Source organism: Arcobacter thermotolerans (assembly GCF_983172305.1).
Genome location: NZ_CFAFZJ010000016.1, coordinates 1 through 18389 on the forward strand (window position 1 = coordinate 1; position 18389 = coordinate 18389).

Below are 18389 nucleotides of genomic sequence, written 5' to 3' on the forward strand. Positions count from 1 at the left end.
TGTAGTAGTTGAAACTGACATTTTTGTTTTTAATTACTTAATTACAAAATTATCACTCAAATTTATAGACAAGTTAATAAATATCTCTATTTATATCTTGTTCAATTTTTTTACTTTTAACAATCATTATATTTAGTTTACAAAGATTACTTCCTAAACTTCATACATATTTTAAAGAACTCTAATTTTAACCCTATGGTCAAATTGGACGGGAATTATAGTGCCTTTTTTTTTTTTTGTCAAGGGGTTTTTATTAATCTTGGCTTAATTTTGGGAATTTTATTTTATTAATCTTTTATTTACCAATTTTATATACTATAATGTCCTAATATAACATTGAAGTAGTGTTATATAAATAAAGTTTCAAAACTATAATAAAAAGGAAAGAAGATGTACAACAGAGATTATTTGACAGATAAGACAAATAGTTACTCAAATGAATCATCACAACAAGCATATATAATGAGCTTTTTAAAAGCTACTTATCAACTTTTTGCTGGTTCACTTCTAGCAGCAACTGCTGGAGCATATATTGGATTAGGAATTGTAAACTATATTGCAGGTCCTATGATGTGGGTTTTATTTGCAATTGAATTAGGGCTTATCTTTTTTGTAATTCCTAGAGTAAAACACACTCCTGGTGTAAATTTAGCAGTACTTTTTGCATTTACATTTATAACAGGTCTTACAATTGCGCCGTTACTAACTTCAATTTTTGCGATGCCTGATGGTGCTAGTATCGTTGGTCAAGCATTTTTAATGACATCAATTGCTTTTGGTGGGATTTCAATGTTTGCTATGACTACTAAAAAAGATTTCTCTTTTATGGGTAAATTCTTATTCATTGCACTTATTATAATGATTGTTGCTGGTATATCAAATATATTCATCCAATCATCAATGATGCAATTAGTAATTGCAAGTGTTGGGGCTTTACTTTTCTCTGCATTTATTTTGTATGATACACAAAATATAATCAAAGGAAATTATGACTCTCCAGTTGAAGCTGCACTTTCACTATATTTAGATTTCTTTAATCTATTTATATCGCTTCTTCAAATTCTTGGAATTATGAAAAACAACGAATAATATATAGGGTTCACACCCTATATATACTCTACAATATGAATAAAAATCACTTAAGACTAATTGACGCAAATCTAAATCGACTTAGAGAGGGAATTAGAGTTGTAGAAGATATTTTTAGATATATATACAATAATAAAGAGATTTCTACAAAGTTAAAAAGTTTAAGACACATTGCACGAACTAAAAACTATTACGAACTTCTTGAAACTAGAGATGTAGAAAATGATGTTTTAAGAGAATCTATAAAAAGTGAACAAAATAGAGAAGATTTAAACTCTATTTTAATAGCAAACTTTAAAAGAGCTCAAGAGAGTTCAAGAGTTTTAGAGGAGCTTACAAAATTATCATCAATAGAAGATAGTGAAAACTTTAAATATATCAGATATGAACTCTATAACTTAGAGATTGTTTTAACAAAAATAACTTCAAACTCTAAATAGTTTAAATTATACTCTTTATACAATTTTTTAGCCTTTTCAAAAGTTAATTCACTTTTTCCACTAACACCTGATTTTTTAATGTAATCAAAAAGCTCTTTTTTATTATCAAACTCTAATTTATAAGAAATAGTTTCAAATTCACAAAGAAAATAGCTAGAAAAAGCATCTTTTATTGTATTTTCATCCAAAATTGGAGATTTTTGATTTGTAATATTTTGAATAGTTTTAAAAGTATTTGAAGTAAATAAAACAACATTTATTTCACTAGTAATTTTACTTAACTCTTTTACTATTTTTTTTAAATCATTTGACCACTGAAGAGCTGAAGATGATATTACCATATCAAATTTTTGGTTTTTTATCTCGTTAAAAAATTCATTACTATCAAAATTTAGACATTTTACTATTAAATTTTTTGCTTTTGGATGAAGTTCACACATCTGTTTTGAACCATCAATTGCTAAATATTTATCAAACTCCCAATCTATATTTGAAAAAATTTGTCCACTTCCACAACCTAATTCCAAAATATTTTTTGGTTTAGATTTAAGCTCTCGAACTAAAGATTTTGCACAGATTTGCTGAATAATATTGTATGATTTATACTCTTTTGCATATTTTGAGAATTGATTTTTAAGTTCCATTTATCTCTTTGAATTTTTTTTAACATTATTTTAACAAGTTTTAGATAAAATAGACACCATTTTTTAAAAAGGAATTATAGATTATGACATCTACACTTTTAATAGTTCAATTTGTTTTAGCAGTGCTTATTGTAATTGTTGTATTACTTCAAAAAAGCTCTAGTATTGGTCTAGGAGCTTATAGTGGAAGTAATGAATCACTTTTTGGTGCAAAAGGACCTGCTAATTTTTTATCAAAAGCTACAATGGCTTTAGGACTTGTTTTCGTATTAAACACTCTTTATCTAGGATATACATATAATGAAGAGAGAAATAAAAGTGCTATTGACTCTGTAAAAATAGAGTCTTTAATACCAGCAAGTCCATCAACTCAAAACTCAACAACACCGTCTGCGCCAGAAGCTCCAAAAGCTCCAGCTTCAGTGCCTGAGAAATAAATCTAGAGGAGATAATTATGTTAGAAGAAGTTTATTCACAAACAAAAGAGCAAATGGAGAAATCTATTGAAGCCTTAAGAAGAGATTACAAAACTCTTAGAACTGGTAAGGTAAATGTAAATATTTTAGATAATATCAAAGTTGATTACTATGGAACAATGACTGATTTAAGTCAAGTTGGTTCTGTATTAGCAACAGATGCTACAACTATTACAATAAATCCTTGGGAAAAAAATCTTTTAGGAATAATTGAAAAAGCTATACAAACAGCAAATATTGGAGTAAATCCAAATAACAATGGGGAAGTAATTAAACTATTCTTCCCTCCTATGACAGTTGAACAAAGACAAGAGACTGCAAAGCAAGCAAAAGTTATGACTGACAATGCAAAAGTTGCTATTAGAAATATTAGACAAAACTCAAATACAAAGATAAAAAATCTTCTAAAAGATAAACTTATAACAGAAGATGATAGTAAAAAAGCTCAAGATGAAGTACAAAAAATAACTGATGGTTTTGTTGCAAAAGCAGATGAAACTTTAAAAACAAAAGAGAAAGAGATTTTAACGGTTTAATTATGAATATAGAACAAATATATAAAGATGCTAATGCCTTATTAGAAGGGCACTTTAAATTAAGTAGCGGTAACCATTCACAATTTTATCTTCAAAGTGCAAAAGTTTTAGAAGATCCAAAAACTGCTAAACTTCTTGCAGAAGCTTTAGCTGTTGAAATTAAAAAATCAGGAATTAAAATTGATGCAGTTTGCGCTCCTGCACTTGGGGGATTAATAGCTGGATTTGCACTTGCAACTGCTTTGGATGTAAGATTTATCTTTGCAGAAAGAGCTGATGGTGAGATGACTATACGAAGAGGTTTTGAAGTAAAAACTGGTGAAAAATATCTTGTTTGTGAAGATATTATTACAACTGGTGGAAGTGCTTTAGAAGCAGCAAGAGAAATCGTAAAAGGTGGTGGTGAAGTTGTGGCTTATGCAGCTTTAGCAAATAGAGGTTTTTGTCAAAGAGTGGGAAGCGAATTATCAAGAAAAGATAACTGTAAACTGCCACTTGACAAACCACTTTTTGCATTAGCAGATTTTGCATTTGAGATGTATAGTGCAGATAACTGTCCTTTGTGCAAAGATGGTAGTGTTGCTATTAAACCAGGTAGTAGAGGAAACTAATGTCAAAATGGAGAGATGTAAAACAAAATAGAGTAGAGAAAAATATTCCAAAAAAAGTTTTACACTCATCTTTAAATTTTGTATCAATAGCAAAAAGATTTAAAGCCTTTTTGACTGATACTTTTTTAATAACTACCCCTATTTTATATATAGTTATATACCTTATAATGGGAAGTGGTCAAGAGTTTGCGGAGAATAGAAGCTTAGGTTGGGGTATTATTTTTGCTGTTCACTTTATCATTATTGCTATTTTTTGGCTAAAAAATGGTCAAACTCCAGGATTAAAAGCTTATGATTTAAAACTTGTTGATAGTAAAACTGAGTCTAAAGTATCTATTTTACAAACAATTATTAGATATTCAGCAACACTTTTTTCTATAATCTCAATATTCTTTATATTTACTCCCTTTGTAAACAAAGAGAAAAAAACATTCCAAGACATAGTTTCAAATACAAAAATAATAGAACAATAAATGCTATTTTTTAATATTTCAGCATTTTACTTTTTTTACTTTGCTGCTGTTGGTGTATATGTAATATTTTTACCAAAAGTATTAAATGATATTGGATATAGTGCTTTTGATATTGGTATTATTCTGGCAGTTGCTCCTTTAATGAAGTTTGCTATGCCATTTTTATTTTTAAAACATATAAATTTAAACAAATCAATGTTTAAAAAAGCTCTATTTTTAACAGTTTTAGCTGTTACTCTATTTTATATAACAATTGAACATTTTTATATCTTTATGTTAAACAATGCCTTTTTAGCTGCTTGTTTATCTTTGATTTTACCATATTTAGAAGTAACCACTGTAACTGTTTTAGGAAAAGAGAGATACGGAAAAGCTAGACTTTTTGGCTCTATTGGGTTTATGCTTATTGCCTTAGTTTTAGCAAAATTTTTGACATCTCCATTTATAGCTCTTCACTATTATTTAGCAATTGTAGTATTAACTGTAATATTTGCGCTGCTTCTTTTGAAAAATGATTTAGAGGCTAAAATTAATCAAACAGGAGATGAAGTCTTTTCATTTTTAAAACATTGGGCATTTTGGGCTAGTATATTTTTTATGCAAGTTAGCTTTGGTGGATTTTACAACTTTTTTACTATCTACGAACTAGAGTATGGATTATCTTTAGAGACTATATCTTATCTTTGGGCTTTTGGTGTAATATGTGAGATTTTAATGTTATATTTTCAAGCACCTATTTTAAAAAATAATCTTTTAACAATCATAAAGTTTTGTGTAGGAATAACTATATTTAGGTGGTTACTTTTATATTTATACCCTGATAATTTAGAAATAGTATATTTTACTCAAGCTATTCATGCATTTTCATTTGCACTTTTTCATAGTGCTGTTGTAATTTATCTATATTCACTTTATGACAATAAAAAACTAGCTCAACAGTTTATGTTTGGTGTTGGATATGGTTTGGGTGGATTTGTAGGTGCATTTCTTGCAGGTGCTACTTATGGAGAGTATCTATTTTTATTTAGTGCTATTTTTGCCTTAATCTCTTTTATCTTTGTTTGGTTTTTAGATAAAAAAGATAAAGTTACTTTAAAATAGTTCTAAATTATAATTCATAAAATATATTTATTCAAATCCACTTATTTTTCTTAAAAATGAAAAACTGAAAACCTACTATGCAAAGTAAAATAGCTATAAAAATATAAAATGCATTTTCATGATTTGCTCCAGGAATTCCACCAACATTTATACCTAAAAGTCCTGTTAAAAAAGTAAGTGGCAGAAATATTGCAGATAAAATAGCTAATATATACATCTTTTTATTCATCTGTTCTGTTAAACTATTTACAAGCTCTTCTTGAAAAAGTATAACTTTATCTCTTATAGTATCAAGTTCTTCAATATGCCTTATTAACTGATCCGTTGTCTCTCTTAATTCAATTTTTTGATAATCATCTATCCATGACAATTTTTCATTATAAAGTTTAACTAATGCCTCTTTTTGCGGAGTTAAATACCTTTTTAAAATAATACTCTCTCTCCTAATTTTTAATATTTCTGTTCGAAATGCAGTATTGTGTTCAGATTCTATAATATTTTCTTCTAAAAAATCTGCTCTATCTTCTATTTTATCTATTACATTGTCCATTCTATCAATCATTCTATAAGTTAGTTCAACCAAAAATTCAGAAGAGCTTTTTACACCTTTTCCTTTTTTTAAATTTTCACTTATTTCTATTACAGATAGAATATTTTTTCTACTTGTTGAAATAATCACATTTGAAGAGATAAAAATACGAATAGATATCATCTTTTCTGGTTTTGAATTTGGTTCTAAATTTACACCTCTTAAAGCAATAAGTAACGCATCATTTAAAACAATAGTTCTTGGTCTTGTTTCATCTGTTAAAAGTGCTTCAACTGCAACAGAATCAATATTACTACTATTTCTAATCCAATCGTTTGCTTCTTTACTCGTATAGTCAAAATGCAACCACAAAATTTTATTATCTTTATCTACACTCTCTATATCATTATATTTAAGCTCTTTTGCTGTTCCATCTTTTTCTATTAAAAAGCCTTGAAATGGTTTCATTTTTTACCTTTATATTATGCTATAAACAATTTCTGTTTTTAATTTTTGCTCTTTTATTTCTTCAAGTTTTAGATTTTTCAACTCCAAATTCATAAAATCATCAAAAGTTTTTATGTCATTTTGTGCAATAATTTTTAAAATTTCTCCTCTATAAGCCTTTGCAAAATGACTTACAACTTTGCCATCTTTTATAAACTTCAATGTTTTATATGGTTTTTTTATAACATAAAACTTCTCATAAAATCCAGCTCTTAAATCCAAAATATCATCATTTTCCAAATATTTATCAAGTTCTTTACTAAAATTATCATTATAAAATTTATCTATTTTTAAATCATAAAAACTTTCACCTTGCTTTAGTTTGTAATCTGGTATCTCATCGTTTGCTTTTAGAACTCCAAAAAGATTTGAAAAAATCAAAACATTATCATCTATATATTTTTGTGAACTTTTTTCTAAATTATTGTAAGACAAATAATCATAAGCAACACCTTCATATCTTTGTATTGCTTTTAAAAGTGGGCTTTTAAAAATATCTTGTCTATATTTTTCTATTACATCACTTTTTTTTGTACCAAAAAGTTTCTCTAATTGCGATATTGAAGCAGTTTGTAAAAACTCGTTATAAGAGTTTATTATTTCAACTCTTTTATTAAAAAGCTGTGGAAATATAAAGCTATTTTCATCAAAAATCTTTTCAACTCCACCACTATTTTTTGTCTCACTAGGAGAAAATAAAATTTTCATCGCTATTCCTTATATTAATTGCTTATAAAATTTTGTATTTTTTTATAATCTAAAATCTTTATATACCCTTTTTCATTCTCTATAATATTCTCTTTTTTTAGTTTTGCTAACTGTCTTGAAAAAGTTTCTGGAGTAATATTTAATATTTGAGCTATTTTTACCTGTTTTAGAGTTTTAAGAAGTTCCTCGTTTTCATATAAAAATTTTGCAATCTTTTCCATACTATTTAGACTTACATTATAATCTATGAAATTTTGTAAAAATTTTATCTTTTTTGTTAATGATTTTATAAAAAACATTGAAATCTCTGGTTTTTGCAAAAACTCCTCTTTAAACTTTTTATAATCTATTAAAATAACTTCGGCATCAGTCTCAAATGCACAATTTGCTAAAAAATCCATCTCTTCATAATTCATAATTTCAGCAATAAGCGCAGGACCAATCAAATTGTGAATTACAACCTCATTATCTTTAAAATCATGAGTATAAAGCTTTACAATTCCAGAAACTAAAAGATGAAGATATTTTGACTCATCACCTTTGTAGAATAATATTTCATCCTTTTTATATGTTTTTTTAATAGATATATCTTTTAATTTATCTAAATCTTTCTCTTCTAAAAAACTAAAATATTTATAATCTCCATATTTTTTTGAAATACTATCCATTTTTCTCTCCTTCTTGACTGCTATCAATTGTCTGTTAATTATTGTATGCAAATATTATATAAAGTAAAATTAAAGATATAAAATGACACATGAAAAATATAAGATTGAGATAGATGTACTCAAAAAATTTTATGAACTTTATTGTATAGATAAGCACGAAGAGCAAAAAAATATTTTAATTCAACTATATTACAAAGATGAGAATTTTAGTTTGGAACTTAATCTTTGTAGTAAATGTTTTGAAGATATAAATTACTCTTTTAATAGACTACAAGGCTGTCCTCATGAGATTAAACCTCGATGCAGAAACTGTCCATCTCCATGTTATGAAAAAACTAAATGGAAAGAAACAGCGAGAGTTATGAAATATTCAGCTATAAAACTCTCTCTTGGAAAAATCAAATCAAGGATTATGAATCTTTTTAATTAATCTACCAAATAATAGCTTCTTTATTTAAAGATTTTAAAATATTATTTGTTTGAGAGAAGTGCTTACAACCAAAAAATCCTCTATATGAACTAAGTGGGCTTGGGTGTGGAGCTGTTAAAATATGATGTTTTTTTCTATCTATTAATTTTGTTTTTGAAATAGCAGGGCTTCCCCAAAGAATAAAAATAGTATCTTCGCAATTATCGCTTATATATTTAATTATATTATCTGTAAAAACTTCCCAACCTAAATTGTGATGAGATTTTGGTTTTGATTCTTCTACAGTTAATATTGTATTTAAAAGAAGCACTCCTTGTTTTGCCCAAGGTGTTAAATCTCCATCTTCACAAATAGATTTTTTGCCCAAATCACTCTGTATCTCTTTTAATATATTTTGCATAGATGGTGGATTTTTAATATTAGCTGGAGTTGAAAAAGCTAAACCTTGAGCTTGTCCAAAGCCATGATATGGATCTTGTCCTAATATTACAACTTTTAGATTATCAAGCTTTGTTAAATAAAAAGCTTTAAAGATATTTTGTTTTTCTGGAAATACTGTAGTAGTTTCATATCTTTTATCAATCTCTTCTTTTAACTTTTTATAGTAATCTTTTTTTTTCTCTAAATCTATAATATCTTCCCAAGTCATTTATCTAATCTTTATTTTGATTTTTTAGTAGTTGTTTTTATAAGTAGTTTGAAAGAGACAATTTTGCCCACTTGGTCAAAATTATAAATTTTGGGATACCAAGTGTGGCAAACTCTTGTCGAAAGAAAATTACTTATAAATTAAGTAATTATTTTTATAAAACTGGTGATTTAATAACCATCATTTTTTGATTTTGCATCTCTCTCATAGAATCTGGAATTCCACCAAGTCCTAATCCTGAAGTTTTAGCTCCACCAAATGGCATCCAGTCAACTCTAAATGCTGTATGGTCATTTACCATAACTGCTGTTGCATTTAATCTTTTTATAGATTTTAAAGCTGTATCAATATTTTTTGTAAATACTGCTGCTTGGAATGAAACATCTAGTTGATTTGCTCTAGCAATTGCTTCATCTAAAGTTTTATATGAATATACACAAACAACTGGTCCAAAAATCTCTTTTTGAGAGATAATTGCATCATCACTTGGATTAACAATAACTGTTGGTTCAAAACAAGAATCAGAGATTCTTTTTCCACCTGTTAAAATTTTCCCACCTTTTGTAACTGCTTCATTTACCCACTCTTCAACTCTGTTTACTTCATTATGGTTGATTAATGGTCCAACTTCAGTTTTTGGATCAAGTTGATTTCCAACAACCAATTTTGAAGCTTTTTCAGCAATTTTTGATGCAACTGTGTTGGCAATTGATTCATGAACAAAAATTCTTTGAACTGATACACAAACTTGACCAGCATGATAAAATCCACCTTTTACTAAATCTGGAATCATAGCTTCAATATCTGCATCTGGCTCAACAATAACAGGTGCAACTCCACCATGCTCTAATGCACTTCTAGTTCCTGGAGATGATTTAGAGTTTAAATACCAACCAACAGGACCAGAACCAATAAATGTAAAGAATGCTGTTTTAGGACTTGTTACTAATAACTCTCCAGCATTTCTATCACAAACAACAGCTTGAGCCCAACCATTTGGTAAACCAGCCTCTTTTAAAATTTCTACAAGCTTGATTGCACTCATAGGAGTTTGAGTTGCTGGTCTAATAATTACTGGACATCCAACAGCAATTGCTGGAATTACTTGGTGAACTGCTAAATTAAATGGGTGATTAAATGCAGAAATTGCAGCAACAACACCTATTGGCTCTTTCATTGTGTATGCAATTCTATTTGCACTTGATGCTGTGTGACCCATAGCAATTTCATGACCCTCTTGAAGTCCTATTTGCTCAATAGCAATTTTAATTCCATTTATAGCTCTTTGAATTTCAACTTTAGAGTCAATATATGGTTTTCCACCTTCACTTGCACAAAGGATTGTAAGCTCTTCAACTTGAGAACTCATAATTTTCATAACATTTTCTAAAATCTCTATTCTTTTATATTTTGGAATCCAATTATCTCTATCTAAAAAAGTTTTATGTGCTAAATCAATAGCTGCTTCAACCTCTTCATAAGTGTTAAATTTTACAGTTCCAACTACTTTTCCATCAAATGGTGATGTAACTTCTATCGTACTCATATTTTCTCCTTTGAATTTTAATTTTAAAGATTAAAAAAGGGGCTTTAGATTTAAAGCCCCTTTTTCTTAATGTTTAGATTAAACTAAACAAGTTTTTTGTGGTAAAAGCTCATTCAAGATTGAGTGGTTTAAAGAGTAATCAACAGCAAGGTCAATTAAGTGAACTCCTTTACTATTTACACATTTTTCTAATGTAGCTTCAAACTCTTCAACAGATTTTGGTCTATAACCATGAGCTCCATAAGATTCAGCATATTTAACAAAATCAGGGTTTCCAAGATCAAGTCCAAATGACTCAAATCCCATTCCTGTTTGTTTCCACTTAATCATTCCATATGCATTATCATTTAGAATAATTACAGTTAAATCAAGTCCTAATCTAACAGCTGTCTCCATCTCTTGAGAGTTCATCATAAACCCACCATCTCCACAAACTGAAACAACTTTTTTATTTGGATTGATCATTTTTGCCATCATTCCAGAAGGAAGTCCAGCTCCCATAGTTGCAAGTGCATTATCTAGTAAAAGTGTATTTGGTTTTGCACATCTATAGTTTCTTGCAAACCATAATTTATAAACACCATTATCAAGTGTTACGATATCTTCATCAGCTAAAGTTTGTCTAATAGCTCTTACAGCTCTTTGAGGTAAAATTGGGAATCTATTATCACCAAAATATTTTGATAATCTAGTTCTAATCTCTTCTGCCATTCTTGTATAGTAATCAAAATCCCAGTGAGCTTGAACTTTTATTTTCTCAGTTATTTTTGCAATATTACTTGCGATATCTCCAACAACATCCATTTGTGGGAAGTAAGTATCATCTACTTCAGATGGGAAGAAGTTAACATGCATAACTTTTGTTGCACCCTCTTTATTTGACATAAAAAATGGTGGTTTTTCAATAACATCATGTCCAACATTGATAATTAAATCTGCTCTATCAATTGCACAGTGAACAAAGTCATCTTTTGATAATGCAGCAGCACTTAAACACATTGGATGATTTTCATCAATAACACCTTTACCCATTTGAGTAGAGAAGAATGCCATACCAGTTTTATTTACTAAATCTGTTAAAGTATTTCCTATTCTTGTTCTATTTGCTCCAGCTCCAATTAAAAGTAGTGGTCTTTTAGCTTTTTCAATCATAGCAACTGCTTCTGCAATAACCTCATCAACTGCTGCTGGATATTTTACATTGTAAACTGGGTAGATTGTTGTATCAGCATCTACAGGTTCGTGTGCAATATCTTCAGGTAGTTCAATATGAACAGCACCAGGTCTTTCAGTTGTTGCAATTTTAAATGCATCTCTTACAACAGAAGGGATATTATGAACATTTACAATTTGTTTTGCAAATTTAGTCATCGGTCTCATCATTCTTACGATGTCAATAATTTGGAATCTTCCTTGTTTTGATTTTTTAATTGGTTTTTGACCAGTTATCATCATCATAGGCATTCCACCTAATTGTGCATAAGCAGCACAAGTTGCAAAGTTTGTAGCACCAGGCCCAAGAGTTGCTAAACAAACTCCAACTTTTCCTGTTAATCTTCCATAAGTTGCAGCCATAAATCCTGCACCTTGCTCATGTCTTGTTAAGATAAGTTTGATATTTGATTTTCTCATAGCTTCCAAGAAATCTAAGTTTTCTTCACCTGGAACACCAAAAATGTACTCAACACCTTCGTTTTCTAATGCTTTAATAAATAAATCTGATGCATTCATCTTTCTTTTACTCCGTTTTAATTAATAGTTGTAATAATTCACATAGCTAATTTTAAATATAAAAAATATCTTATTTTTTGATACTTAATAAACAATTGACATTATAACCATATTAAAACTATTCTTTATATAATATTAACTATATTTACACATCTTATAACTTTATATTAACAAAAAGTTACACTTTAGATAAAAGGAGAATTTATAGAATGAAAAAAACAGTTATATTTGACCTAGATGGCACACTTTTGGACTCAATTGAAGATATAGCATCTAGTATGAATAAAGTTCTTGAAAGCTTACAGCTTCCAACACATAAAATTGAAGATTATAAACATTTTGTTGGAGGAGGAGTTGATATTTTAGTAGAAAATGCTTTAAGTAATCAATCAAAAGAGATAAAAGATGAAGTAATAAAAAGATTTAAAATAGAGTATGATGGAAAACTACACTCAAAAACTCTACCTTATGATGGAATTTATGAATTATTAGATGAGTTAAAAAAGTTGGATATTAATTTGGCAGTTTTATCAAATAAACCTCATGAATTTACAGTTTCATATGTAAACCATTTTTTCAAAAATTATAACTTTAAAGAGATTCATGGACAAAAAAAAGATGTTCCAAAAAAACCAGATCCTAAAGCTGCACTTGATATTGTAAAATGTTTAGATAGTTCTTGTGAAAATACCTATTTTATAGGAGATACAAAAATAGATATGCAAACAGCAAAAAATGCAAATATGACTGCAATTGGTGTTTTATGGGGATTTAGAGATGAGAAAGAGTTAAGAGATTTTGGTGCTGATTTTATAGTTTCAAATCCTCTTGAGATTTTAAAAATCATTAAATAAATCTTGACAAGCATATTTTTTGATACTATAATAGTTTAACAAAAATTTTAAGGAGTTATAAAATGTCAAAAGTAATTAAACAGTTAAAACAAATTCAAGCAGATGCGCATGCTTTGTATATAAAAGTTCATAATTATCACTGGAATGTAAAAGGTATGGATTTTCACCCAGTTCATGCTTATACAGAAGGACTTTACAATGAAATGTCAGTTCTTTTCGATGATATGGCAGAAAGAACAATTATCTTAGGTGATAAACCATATTTAACTATTGAAGAGTTAAGTAAGGCTACAAAAATAGAGACTGAAAAAGGTGATAGCTTTAAATCAAGAGAGATAGTAGAAAAAATAACTGCTGATTTTGAATACCTTTTAAAATCTTTCAAAAAACTAAGTGCTGCTGCTAGTGAAGAAGATGACAAAGGAACTGAAGCATTTGCAGATGAAAAAGTTGCAAAACTTGAAAAAGATTTATGGATGTTAAATAGCATGCAAAAATAGGCACAAGCCTACAAAATCTATAAAAGAGGATTTTTATCCTCTTTTAACTACAATCTTACTATCAATTTTTTAATTTCTAATCTTTAAAATCAAAAAAATTTATAATATTTTACAAATGAGTTTTTATGCGAAAATCTATTAATCATCTATATTTAATTATTCTTATATCTATTTTATCTTCAGTCGCTCCAATGGGAGTTGATACATATTTACCATCAATTCCAGAAATTGCAAAATATTTTGATGTAAATATCCATAAAGTAGAGCTATCTTTATCTATATTTTTAATAGGATTTGCTATTGGACAAATTTTTGGTGGTCCAATTTCTGATAGATATGGAAGAAGAGTTGGTTCTATTGTTGGGCTTTTAGGATATGCACTTTTTAGTTTCTTAATCATTTTTAGTTCATCTATTTATGAATTATGGATTTATAGATTTTTAGAAGCATTTTTTGGTGGAATTACAGTTGTTAATGCAACTGCTGCTGTAAGAGATAGATTTAGCGGACAAGAAGCAGCAAAAGTTTTTTCACTTATTGGAATGGTTAGAAGTTTAGCTCCTCTTTTGGCTCCTGTATTTGGTGCTGCTATAATTCACTTTTTCCCATGGGAAGGTATTTTTATCTTTTTAACAATTTATGCACTAATTGTTGCATTTTTTATTTATAAAGATTTACCAGAGAGTTTTACATATACAAAACAAAATATTATTGAATCATACAAACTTGTTTTAACTCATAAAAAAGCCATGAAAGCTATGTTGGTACTTGCTATTAGTTTTGGTGCTTTTTTTATTATTATTGCAAAAACATCATATATTTATATTGAATATTTTGGTATAAAAACAGACTATTTTCCAATATTCTTTGGTATAAATTTTATTATTTTAATAGCTATGATAAATGTAAATGTTAAACTTCTAAAAACTTATGAAGCTAAAAATATTGCAAAATATGCAACATTAATTCAATTTTGTGTTGGTATTATATTTTTATTAATTCACAAAGATATGAACTTGATTTTGACAGTTATTATAATAGCTTCATATATGAGTATGATGGCATTCATTTTTGGAAATTGTATGTCTTTAGCAATTGAGCATTTTTCAAAAAATGCTGGAGTTGCTAGTGGGGTTATTGGTGTTTTACAGTTTGGATTGGGTGCTTTAATATCTTCTATTGCTCTAAATTTTGATAACAATGGATTTTTTGTGATAGCTTTTAGCATCACTTTTCTATCAATTATCAGCTTTTTGATTATTAGAAGTTATAAATAGTTTATATCTTCAACTATTTATATTATTCTAAAACTAGTCCGCTATTTTTAAGAGAGTTTACTAGATTATCACTATTTTGACTTGGTACATCTAAGATTATAATATTTGATTTATGAGTAATTTTTAACTTTGTTGTACTATATTTTTTCATATTTTCTATTATATTTTTTAAATCATCTTTAGTGAACTCTTTTTTTATACTTTTTAATCCTATAAAAGAGTAACCATCTTTTGAACTTTTATTTATTCCCATTCTAGGTTTCTTTGGTTCTTTTAATATTTTTATCTCTTGATTATTATCTATTTTAATATCCAAATTTGAACTTAAAATATCACAAAAACTCTCAAGTGTAAACTCTTTTATAAACTCTTTAAAATTGCTATTATTTTCTCTATTTCCAAAATCTCTATATACAGCAGCTATTACTCTTGCTGTTTTTATTATTTGAGAACTACCTATTTGAGCTACAACCTTATCCAAAATTTTTAAATCAAAAACTATTTTATCTTTGTTATTTTTAAAAGCATTAAAGCTAACATCTGGTGTAAATCCAGCATCACAACCTTCACGATAACCACTTATTGCAAATTGTAATTTATTTGGAAGATTAAAGAAATTTTTATTTTCAACAAAACTCTCATTTAATTTTTTTGCCAAATCTTCTACATCAAAAATTTGTGTAGTATCTAGTCCATTTACAGGGCATGTCAAAACTTTTTTTATACTATGACTTGACTCAAAAAAACTTGATAGCCCTACTTTATTTAAGATATTAAAAATCTCTGGAATATCTCTTAAATTTAAACTATCAAACTCTATTTTTTGACCATCTTTGAAAGATATTTTTAATATTGAAAAAGTCTCTAAAATATCTAATATTGACTCTAGCTGTTCTAAATTTAGCTCTCCTAAATTTAGAGGAATTTTAAGAGAAAAACTTGTTTGTTTTTCATCTTTAGCATAAATTCCATGCCACTTAAATCTCTCTAAATCATTTTCTGATATTTTTTCTCCAAAAACAGCATAATAAAATAGTGAAGCCAAAATATCTTCACTAGTTATATCTTTTTTTAATTTCTCAATATTTATATTTATTGACATTTTAACTCCATTAAAAAATCTCTTTGCACTCCCAGTGTGGAAAATGTTTTCGCACAAGAGCATTAAACTCAATCTCAAAAGCACTATAAGAGCTATCTTTTTTGCTTTGATCACTTGATTTTGATCTAATCATACCAGCACCAACAGTGTTGTTTGTAACTCTATCTATTATTATAAAGCTTCCCATTGTTTTTATTTTATCATAAGTATCGTATGCAATTATTTGCTCTAAATCAAGTTTTGCTCTTGCAATCTCATTTAAGTTTAGAGTGTTTGTTGCACTTCTTTCAAGAGTGTTTACATCTGTTTTATAATAAAATTGACTAATAGTTCCAACTGTTGTAGTTGTTGCTCTTTTGATAAAATATTGTTTTCCTTTTATTAGTGGATCTTCACTTAACCATACAATATCAACATCAAAATTGTTTGCCTCATCAGCTTGTTCATCACTTTTTACAATCACATCGCCACGACTAATATCTATCTCATCTTCTAAAGTTAAAGTAATTGCTTGTTGTGCATATGCATAAGGCAAATTTCCATCATAAGTTACAATCTCTTTTACTTTTGAGCTTTTTTTAGATGGTAAAACTGTAATTTCATCACCAACTTTTATAACTCCACTAGCAACTGTTCCACAAAAACCTCTAAAATCAAGATTAGCTCTATTTACATATTGAACTGGAAATCTAAAGTGTGTTAAATCTCTATCGCTATCAATTTGTACATTTTCTAAATGCTCTATTAATGTTTCACCATTATACCAAGGAGATTTCGAGCTTCTTTCAACAACATTATCTCCATTTAAAGCAGATAATGGAATTAAAGTTATATTACTAGAAAGCCCTAACTCTTTTGCAAATTTAAGATAATCCTCTTTAATTTTATTAAAAACATCTTCTCTAAAATCCATTAAGTCCATTTTATTAACAGCTACAACTATATGTTTAATTCCTAATAACTTATTTATAAAAGAGTGTCTTTTCGTTTGAGTTTGAACTCCATATCTAGCATCTATTAAAATAATTGCTAAGTTTGCTGTACTAGCCCCCGTTGCCATATTTCTTGTATATTGCTCATGACCTGGAGTATCTGCAATAATAAACTTTCTTTTATCAGTTGTAAAATATCTATAAGCAACATCAATAGTAATTCCTTGCTCTCTTTCGCTTTGTAAACCATCAACAAGCAAAGATAAGTCAAACTCATTGTTTGTAGTATTGTTTTTTTTACTATCTTTTTTTATAGTTGCTAATTGATCTTCAAAAATCATCTTTGAGTCATGAAGTAATCTTCCAATTAAAGTAGATTTCCCATCATCAACATTTCCACAAGTTATAAATCTAAGAAGTTGTTTATTCTCATGCTCTTCTAAATAAGCTTTTATATCATCAATTTTTTCCATTTTAAAAATACCCTTCTATTTTTTTCTTCTCCATAGACCCAGCACTATCATTGTCTATAACTCTTCCTTGTCTCTCACTTGTACGGCTTAGAAGCATCTCTTTGATTATCTCTTCAAGAGTTGTTGCAGTTGAATTTACAGCACCTGTTAAAGGATAACATCCTAAAGTTCTGAATCTAACCATTTCTTCTTTTATAACATCTTCTGGACCTATTGGCATTCTTTCATCATCAACCATGATTTTTACACCATCTTTTTCAACGACTGGTCTTTTAGCCGCAAAATATAGTGGAACTATTGGAATTTGCTCTAAATAGATATATTGCCAAATATCAAGTTCTGTCCAGTTTGAAAGTGGGAAAACTCTAATGCTTTCATCTTTGTGAACTCTTGCATTGTAGATATTCCAAAGTTCTGGTCTTTGGTTTTTTGGATCCCATCTGTGATTTTTATCTCTAAAAGAGTAGATTCTCTCTTTTGCACGAGATTTTTCTTCATCCCTTCTAGCTCCTCCAAAAACAGCATCAAACTTATATTTATTTAAGGCTTGTTTTAAACCTTGAGTTTTCATAATATCTGTATGAACAGCACTACCATGAGTAAAAGGTCCAATTCCTTGAGCAATTCCATCAGGGTTTGTGTGAACTAAAAGTTCAAATCCTTCTTCTTTTGCTCTTTTATCTCTAAAAGCAATCATCTCTTTAAATTTCCATAAAGTATCCACATGTAAAAGTGGAAATGGTAGCTTTGCAGGAGCAAATGCCTTTAGTGCTAAATGTAACATAACTGCTGAATCTTTTCCAACAGAGTACATCATAACAGGATTATCAAACTCTGCAACAACTTCTCTAATTATATGAATTGATTCAGCTTCTAGTTGTTTTAAATGTGTTAGTTGTTTTGTATCTAACATCTATTTTCTCCTCTTTAATTTGTCTATGTACTTTTTCTTTTTAAAAAGAAAAGTACCAAAAGAAAATCGTTTGCCCGTTTCAAACTTTTGCCAAAGGCTAGTTGTTGCTCTCCTTTGGATATAAAAAACTATTGCCGTTAGGCAATTCATTTGCCTTAGCAAGGGACACTTTGCCTTTTTAGGAAAAGATTTTTGAGATA

The 18389-nt window shown here is 28.3% G+C and carries 21 protein-coding genes; 11 read left to right on the forward strand and 10 right to left on the reverse strand.

Annotation, left to right across the window (positions count from 1 at the left end; genetic code table 11):
• Positions 1–390 precede the first annotated feature (390 nt).
• Both AC5LG6_RS10580 and AC5LG6_RS10585 read left to right on the forward strand, forming a co-directional pair.
• Positions 391–1089: a Bax inhibitor-1/YccA family protein gene (locus AC5LG6_RS10580; RefSeq protein WP_498586551.1), complete on the forward strand. Its 699-nt coding sequence runs from the start codon at positions 391–393 to the stop codon at positions 1087–1089.
• A 35-nt stretch (positions 1090–1124) separates the two neighbouring features.
• Positions 1125–1529 (forward strand): thiamine-phosphate pyrophosphorylase, encoded by a 405-nt coding sequence (locus tag AC5LG6_RS10585; RefSeq protein WP_066359499.1) that lies wholly within the window; start codon positions 1125–1127, stop codon positions 1527–1529.
• Here the strand turns inward: AC5LG6_RS10585 and AC5LG6_RS10590 are convergent.
• Positions 1481–2173, reverse strand: coding sequence for a methyltransferase domain-containing protein (locus AC5LG6_RS10590; protein ID WP_141051972.1), 693 nt, complete (start codon positions 2171–2173; stop codon positions 1481–1483). The genes AC5LG6_RS10585 and AC5LG6_RS10590 overlap by 49 nt on opposite strands.
• 83 nt (positions 2174–2256) lie before the next feature.
• Here AC5LG6_RS10590 and secG point away from each other — a divergent pair, with 83 nt between their 5' ends.
• The 5 genes from secG to AC5LG6_RS10615 are packed head-to-tail and all read left to right on the forward strand — an operon-like array spanning position 2257 to position 5370.
• A complete protein-coding gene (gene secG / locus AC5LG6_RS10595; RefSeq protein ID WP_498586553.1) occupies positions 2257–2610 on the forward strand; it encodes a preprotein translocase subunit SecG in 354 nt (117 codons plus the stop codon).
• A 17-nt stretch (positions 2611–2627) separates the two neighbouring features.
• Complete coding sequence (gene frr / locus AC5LG6_RS10600; protein WP_066152947.1) at positions 2628–3185, forward strand: ribosome recycling factor; 558 nt, start codon at positions 2628–2630, stop codon at positions 3183–3185.
• 2 nt (positions 3186–3187) lie between these two features.
• Entirely contained in the window at positions 3188–3796 is a 609-nt protein-coding gene (gene pyrE / locus AC5LG6_RS10605) for an orotate phosphoribosyltransferase (RefSeq protein ID WP_260913678.1), read from the forward strand.
• Positions 3796–4269, forward strand: coding sequence for an RDD family protein (locus AC5LG6_RS10610; protein WP_498586555.1), 474 nt, complete (start codon positions 3796–3798; stop codon positions 4267–4269). Before pyrE ends, AC5LG6_RS10610 begins: the two co-directional genes overlap by 1 nt.
• The gene (locus AC5LG6_RS10615; RefSeq protein ID WP_066346004.1) at positions 4270–5370 is read left to right on the forward strand and encodes an MFS transporter; all 1101 of its coding nucleotides are present in this window, start codon (positions 4270–4272) and stop codon (positions 5368–5370) included.
• Positions 5371–5401: 31 nt separating this feature from the next.
• Here AC5LG6_RS10615 and AC5LG6_RS10620 read toward each other — a convergent pair whose 3' ends face one another.
• From AC5LG6_RS10620 to AC5LG6_RS10630, 3 genes are read right to left on the reverse strand one after another with little or no spacing between them, the layout of a single operon-like run.
• Positions 5402–6367, reverse strand: coding sequence for a zinc transporter ZntB (locus tag AC5LG6_RS10620; RefSeq protein WP_120985503.1), 966 nt, complete (start codon positions 6365–6367; stop codon positions 5402–5404).
• A 9-nt stretch (positions 6368–6376) separates the two neighbouring features.
• Complete coding sequence (locus AC5LG6_RS10625) at positions 6377–7114, reverse strand: YaaA family protein (protein WP_260942930.1); 738 nt, start codon at positions 7112–7114, stop codon at positions 6377–6379.
• A gap of 14 nt (positions 7115–7128) precedes the next feature.
• Positions 7129–7782 carry a Crp/Fnr family transcriptional regulator gene (locus AC5LG6_RS10630; protein ID WP_066218423.1) on the reverse strand — a complete coding sequence of 218 codons (654 nt, stop codon included), beginning with the start codon at positions 7780–7782 and terminating at the stop codon, positions 7129–7131.
• Between the two features lie 82 nt (positions 7783–7864).
• On the opposite strand from AC5LG6_RS10630, the gene AC5LG6_RS10635 reads away from it, so the two are divergent.
• Positions 7865–8212 (forward strand): nitrous oxide-stimulated promoter family protein, encoded by a 348-nt coding sequence (locus AC5LG6_RS10635; protein ID WP_498586556.1) that lies wholly within the window; start codon positions 7865–7867, stop codon positions 8210–8212.
• Between the two features lies 1 nt (position 8213).
• Here the strand turns inward: AC5LG6_RS10635 and ung are convergent, their stop codons facing one another.
• The 3 genes from ung to AC5LG6_RS10650 all read right to left on the reverse strand — a co-directional run bounded on the left by ung (position 8214) and on the right by AC5LG6_RS10650 (position 12138).
• Positions 8214–8861, reverse strand: a complete 648-nt coding sequence (gene ung / locus AC5LG6_RS10640; RefSeq protein WP_498586557.1) for a uracil-DNA glycosylase — start codon at positions 8859–8861, stop codon at positions 8214–8216.
• A 154-nt stretch (positions 8862–9015) separates the two neighbouring features.
• On the reverse strand, positions 9016–10407 hold the full coding sequence (locus AC5LG6_RS10645; protein ID WP_066164754.1) for an aldehyde dehydrogenase family protein: 1392 nt from the start codon (positions 10405–10407) through the stop codon (positions 9016–9018).
• 78 nt (positions 10408–10485) lie between these two features.
• Positions 10486–12138, reverse strand: coding sequence for an acetolactate synthase large subunit (locus AC5LG6_RS10650; RefSeq protein WP_498586558.1), 1653 nt, complete (start codon positions 12136–12138; stop codon positions 10486–10488).
• 209 nt (positions 12139–12347) lie between these two features.
• Between AC5LG6_RS10650 and AC5LG6_RS10655 the strand changes: the two genes are divergently transcribed.
• The 3 genes from AC5LG6_RS10655 (at position 12348) to AC5LG6_RS10665 (ending at position 14769) form a co-directional block, all read left to right on the forward strand.
• Positions 12348–12992, forward strand: a complete 645-nt coding sequence (locus AC5LG6_RS10655; protein ID WP_260879230.1) for an HAD family hydrolase — start codon at positions 12348–12350, stop codon at positions 12990–12992.
• 62 nt (positions 12993–13054) lie between these two features.
• Entirely contained in the window at positions 13055–13492 is a 438-nt protein-coding gene (locus AC5LG6_RS10660) for a Dps family protein (protein ID WP_066152977.1), read from the forward strand.
• Between the two features lie 125 nt (positions 13493–13617).
• Positions 13618–14769: a multidrug effflux MFS transporter gene (locus tag AC5LG6_RS10665; protein ID WP_498586560.1), complete on the forward strand. Its 1152-nt coding sequence runs from the start codon at positions 13618–13620 to the stop codon at positions 14767–14769.
• A 22-nt stretch (positions 14770–14791) separates the two neighbouring features.
• Here AC5LG6_RS10665 and AC5LG6_RS10670 read toward each other — a convergent pair whose 3' ends face one another.
• From AC5LG6_RS10670 to cysD, 3 genes are read right to left on the reverse strand one after another with little or no spacing between them, the layout of a single operon-like run.
• Entirely contained in the window at positions 14792–15871 is a 1080-nt protein-coding gene (locus tag AC5LG6_RS10670) for a sulfite reductase (protein ID WP_498586561.1), read from the reverse strand.
• Between the two features lie 10 nt (positions 15872–15881).
• The gene (cysN, locus tag AC5LG6_RS10675; RefSeq protein ID WP_498586562.1) at positions 15882–17276 is read right to left on the reverse strand and encodes a sulfate adenylyltransferase subunit CysN; all 1395 of its coding nucleotides are present in this window, start codon (positions 17274–17276) and stop codon (positions 15882–15884) included.
• A gap of 1 nt (position 17277) precedes the next feature.
• Complete coding sequence (cysD, locus tag AC5LG6_RS10680) at positions 17278–18189, reverse strand: sulfate adenylyltransferase subunit CysD (RefSeq protein WP_186984714.1); 912 nt, start codon at positions 18187–18189, stop codon at positions 17278–17280.
• Positions 18190–18389: the final 200 nt, after the last annotated feature.